The sequence below is a fragment of the Leifsonia sp. PARNA 1/14 genome (genome assembly GCF_055720965.1).
The window spans coordinates 516,021-520,538 of record NZ_JBVQSP010000001.1 but is presented as its reverse complement, the minus strand read 5'-3'; the positions used below and the strand labels follow the sequence as shown (position 1 = coordinate 520,538).

The following is a 4,518-nucleotide window of genomic DNA, read 5'->3' as shown; positions in this document are numbered from 1 at the left end:
AGGGCGCGGTGGTGCGCGTGACGGTCGCGGGAGGCGCGTTCGCAGCCACGGCCGGCGACCGGCTGGAGTCGCCGGCGACCGATGGAGGCGCTGATCCAGCGGCCGCTCAGCGAGACAAATAGAATGGATGCCATGCCCACCCCTGAGATCAGCGCGCTCACCTATGAGGAGGCGCGCGACGAGCTCATCCGCGTCGTCGGGGAGCTGGAACAGGGTTCCATCACCCTCGAGGAGTCGATCGCCCTCTGGGAACGCGGCGAGGCTCTGGCCCGGCACTGCGAAGAATGGCTGATCGGGGCGAAGGCCCGGCTCGATGCTGCGCGTGCGGGTGCGGCCGCCGCCGCGACCACGGGAGTCGCTGACCAGGCATGAGTCCCCGAACCAAGCCGCCCGCGGTCGTCGCCGAGCTCGGGCGTCCCGAGACGCCGGAGGAGACCGCCGCGCGCAAGGCGCAGAATTCTGCGAATCACCGCAACCGGCAGACGGTCAACAACCTCGTCTACTCGCTCATCGCGACCGTCGCGCTGGTCGCGGTGATCGTGCTGGTCGTGCCGCGCGGCAACCCGACCGCCTCCACGCCGCCGGTCGACTACGCCGCTGTCGCCCAGCAGGCGCAGGGCAGTGAGCCCGACCGCCTGGTCGTGCCGCGGCTCCCCTCCGGCTGGAAGTCGAACAGCGCCGAGCTGCGCACCAAGACCTCCGACGGCGTCGACGCCTGGTACATCGGCCTCCTGACGCCCAAGGGCCAGTACATCGGCATCGTGCAGGGGTTCGACGCCAACGACAGCTGGGTCGCCGACCAGGTGAACCGCACACGCATCGCGGGCACCCGCGAGATCGACGGCGTGAAGTGGGACGTCTACGACAACCGCTCGGCGGGCTCCGACGCGGGCAATGTCGCGTACGCACTCGCCACGACGGCCGGCACGAGCACCGTGGTCGTCTTCGGCACTGCGGCCGACGATGAATTCACGACGGCCGCGTCGGCGCTGACCGACCAGCTGCACAGCCTCGGATCCCCGACCCCAGGAGGTAAGTAGATGCCCACGACCCGTCCAGGCCGCGTCTGGAACGAGCTGCTGGCCGGCAACGAGCGGTTCGTCTCCGGCGCGCCGCAGCACCCGCGTCAAGACGTGGAGCGCCGCGAGACCCTCGCGCAAGGGCAGGCCCCTGTCGCCGCGATCTTCGGCTGCGCCGACTCGCGCCTCGCGGCCGAGATCATCTTCGACCTGGGCCTCGGCGACGCGTTCGTGGTCCGCAACGCGGGCCAGGTCGCCTCCGACTCGGCGATCGCCTCCCTCGAGTACGCCGTGGCCGTGCTGAACGTCCCGCTCATCCTCGTGCTCGGCCACGACGCGTGCGGCGCCGTCGCGTCCGCCATCGCGTCCCAGGCCGCCGACGCCGAGCCGCTGCCGCCGCACATCGCCCAGCTCATCTCGCCGATCGTCCCCGCGGTGCACCGCGTCGCCGGCGTCCCGGCCGAGCAGCCCGTCGTGCCCTCGGAGGTCGACGCCTCCGAGGTCGGCAAGGAGCACCTGCGCAACACCGTGGGCGAGCTGCTCGCCCGCTCCGAGATCCTCAGCGACGCAGTCGCCGCCAATCTTCTCGCCATCGTCGGGGCGAACTACCGGCTGCAAGAAGGCCGGGTCGTTCCCGACGCCGTCGTCGGTATGGCCGAACCGGTCGCCGACTCATCGCACGTGCGCTGACGCGCCCGGGCTCAGAAAGGATAAACACACCGTGGTGGACACCCAGGCGGGTACCGATTACCGCATCGAGCACGACACGATGGGCGAGGTGCGGGTTCCCGCAGCCGCCCTCTACGGCGCTCAGACGCAGCGCGCCGTCGAGAACTTCCCGATCTCGGGTTCGGTTCTCGAGCCGGCCCAGATCGCCGCGCTCGCCCGCATCAAGAAGTCGGCCGCGCTCGCCAACGCGCGTCTCGGCGTCCTCGACGCCGACGTCGCCGAGGCCATCGCCGCAGCCGCAGACGAGGTCGTCAGCGGTGCGCACAACGGGGACTTCCCGATCGACGTGTACCAGACCGGCTCCGGCACGTCGTCGAACATGAACATGAACGAGGTGCTGGCGACGCTGGCCTCCCGCCGCCTCGGCCGCCCGGTGCACCCGAACGACCAGGTCAACGCATCGCAGTCGTCGAACGACGTCTTCCCCACCTCGGTGCACATCGCCGTCACCGGCGCGCTCATCGACGACCTGATCCCTGCGCTCGACCACCTCGCGGTGGCGCTCGAGGAGAAGGCGGAGCTGTGGGCGACGGCCGTCAAGTCGGGCCGTACGCACCTCATGGACGCCACCCCGGTCACGCTCGGCCAGGAGTTCGGCGGCTACGCGGCGCAGATCCGCTACGGCATCGAGCGCGTGCAGGCCGCGCTGACTCGCGTCGCGGAGGTCCCGCTCGGCGGCACCGCCGTCGGCACGGGCATCAACACGCCGCTCGGCTTCCCGCAGCTCGTGATCGAGCTGCTGACCGCCGAGACCGAGCTGCCGATCACCGAGGCGCGCAACCACTTCGAGGCCCAGGCCAACCGCGACGCTCTGGTGGAGGCCTCCGGCGCCCTGCGCACGATCGCCGTCAGCCTGACCAAGATCTGCAACGACCTGCGCTGGATGGGCTCCGGCCCCAACACCGGTCTCGGCGAGCTGCACATCCCCGACCTCCAGCCGGGTTCGTCGATCATGCCGGGCAAGGTCAACCCGGTCATCCCGGAGGCCGTACTGATGGTCGCCGCCCGTGTCGTCGGCAACGACGCCACCATCGCCTGGAGCGGCGCCTCCGGTCTCTTCGAGCTCAACGTCGCCATCCCGGTCATGGGCACCGCCCTGCTGGAGTCGATCCGCCTGCTGACCCAGGCCAGCCGGGTGCTCGCCGACAAGACCGTCAGCGGGCTGGAGGCCAACCTCGACCGCGCTCGCGCGTTCGCCGAGTCGAGCCCGTCGATCGTCACGCCGCTCAACCGCGTGATCGGCTACGAGGCCGCCGCCAAGGTGGCCAAGCACGCCGTCGCGCAGGGCATGACGGTGCGGGAGGCGGTGATCGACCTCGGCTTCGTCGACCGCGGCGAGGTCACCGAGGAGCAGCTCGACACTGCTCTCGACGTGCTGAGCATGACCCACCCGGGCTGAGCGACAGCGCGCAGCCGACTCTTCTCCGAGGCGCCCCTTCCCCTTCCGGAAGGGGCGCCTCGTCAGCTGTCACCACCCGAGCGCGACCGCCCAGAACGTCAGCAGCAGAACCGGCCCGAACGGCAGTTCGCCCGACCTGTCTCCCGGCGTCTCCGCACGGGTCCCCATCACCACCATCGCTGCGATCCCCCCGAGCACGAGCGACGCCAGCACCCAGGCGACGACGGCGCCAACAGCCGCCGCAGCGACAGCGGCCGAGGCAACAGCGGCCGAGGCAAAGGCGGCCATCGCAAGGCCCTCCCCCGCCGCCGGCGGCCCGCGCCCGGCCACGAGCGCGGCCAGCGCGGCCGCGAGCAGCGCCGCGAGCTTCACGTCTCCCATGCCGAGCCCGCCGCCCGAAGCGAGCACCAGGAACGCGAGCAGCACCCCCAGGCCGCACAGGACGGCCGTGACCACCACCTCGACGCTCCCCGAGCCGCTCAGCGCACTCCACAGCGCTCCCACGGCCACGAAGGCGAGCCCGGGCAGCACCAGCGCGTCCGGCAGCCGCCGTTCCCGCAGGTCGTACTGCACGAGCGCCGCCGTCACGGCGGCGACGTAAAGCGCTCCCACCGCGGCCGGTCCGGCGTCGCGTGCCCCCAGCACTGCGACGCCCAGACCGGCCGCGAGGGCGATCCGGATCGTTTGTTCCCCCATGCACTCACGCTAGGCGTGAGGTTCTAGCGGGATCACAATTCCACACGAAATACGGGAATCCTAGAACTCCCCACAGGGAGACCGGTTCTTTCACCCGGGCCTTCATCAGAAGACCCGCGTCCGGTGTCACGCGAGTTCGTTGCCCTCCAGCATCTCTGTCACGAGCGCAGCGATGGCCGAGCGCTCCGATCGCGTCAGCGTGATGTGCGCGAACAGTGGGTGCCCCTTCAGCGTCTCGATCACCGAGGCGACACCGTCGTGCCGGCCGACGCGCAGGTTGTCCCGCTGCGCCACATCGTGGGTCAGGACGACGCGCGAGTTCTGGCCTACCCGGCTCAGCACCGTGAGCAGCACATTGCGCTCCAGCGACTGCGCCTCGTCGACGATCACGAACGCGTCGTGCAGTGAACGACCGCGGATGTGCGTCAGCGGCAGCACCTCCAGGATCCCTCGGTCTTGGACCTCGTCCAGCACGTTCTGAGAGACGAGGGCGCCGAGAGTGTCGAAGACCGCCTGCCCCCAGGGGTTCATCTTCTCGCCCTGATCGCCGGGCAGGTAGCCGAGCTCCTGGCCGCCCACCGCATACAGCGGTCGGAAGACCATGATCTTCTTGTGCTGCTGCCGCTCGAGCACGGCCTCCAGCCCGGCGCACAGCGCGAGCGCCGACTTGCCGGG

The 4,518-nt window shown here is 70.6% G+C and carries 6 protein-coding genes; 4 read left to right on the top strand and 2 right to left on the bottom strand.

Annotation, left to right across the window (positions count from 1 at the left end; translation table 11 throughout):
- Window positions 1-123 precede the first annotated feature (123 nt).
- The 4 genes from AC0HS0_RS02655 to AC0HS0_RS02640 are packed head-to-tail and all read left to right on the top strand — an operon-like array spanning window position 124 to window position 3,147.
- The gene (locus AC0HS0_RS02655) at window positions 124-372 is read left to right on the top strand and encodes an exodeoxyribonuclease VII small subunit (protein WP_472961473.1); all 249 of its coding nucleotides are present in this window, start codon (window positions 124-126) and stop codon (window positions 370-372) included.
- Entirely contained in the window at window positions 369-1,040 is a 672-nt protein-coding gene (locus AC0HS0_RS02650; protein WP_472961472.1) for a DUF4245 domain-containing protein, read from the top strand. Before AC0HS0_RS02655 ends, AC0HS0_RS02650 begins: the two co-directional genes overlap by 4 nt.
- Entirely contained in the window at window positions 1,041-1,709 is a 669-nt protein-coding gene (locus AC0HS0_RS02645; RefSeq protein WP_472961471.1) for a carbonic anhydrase, read from the top strand.
- A 31-nt stretch (window positions 1,710-1,740) separates the two neighbouring features.
- Window positions 1,741-3,147 (top strand): class II fumarate hydratase, encoded by a 1,407-nt coding sequence (locus tag AC0HS0_RS02640; protein WP_472961469.1) that lies wholly within the window; start codon window positions 1,741-1,743, stop codon window positions 3,145-3,147.
- A 69-nt stretch (window positions 3,148-3,216) separates the two neighbouring features.
- On the opposite strand, the gene AC0HS0_RS02635 is transcribed toward AC0HS0_RS02640, so the two are convergent.
- Together AC0HS0_RS02635 and AC0HS0_RS02630 are read right to left on the bottom strand one after the other, a co-directional pair.
- Entirely contained in the window at window positions 3,217-3,843 is a 627-nt protein-coding gene (locus AC0HS0_RS02635; RefSeq protein WP_472961468.1) for a prepilin peptidase, read from the bottom strand.
- Window positions 3,844-3,969: 126 nt separating this feature from the next.
- A partial coding sequence (locus AC0HS0_RS02630; RefSeq protein ID WP_472961467.1) for a PhoH family protein occupies window positions 3,970-4,518 on the bottom strand: 549 nt, incomplete at its 5' end.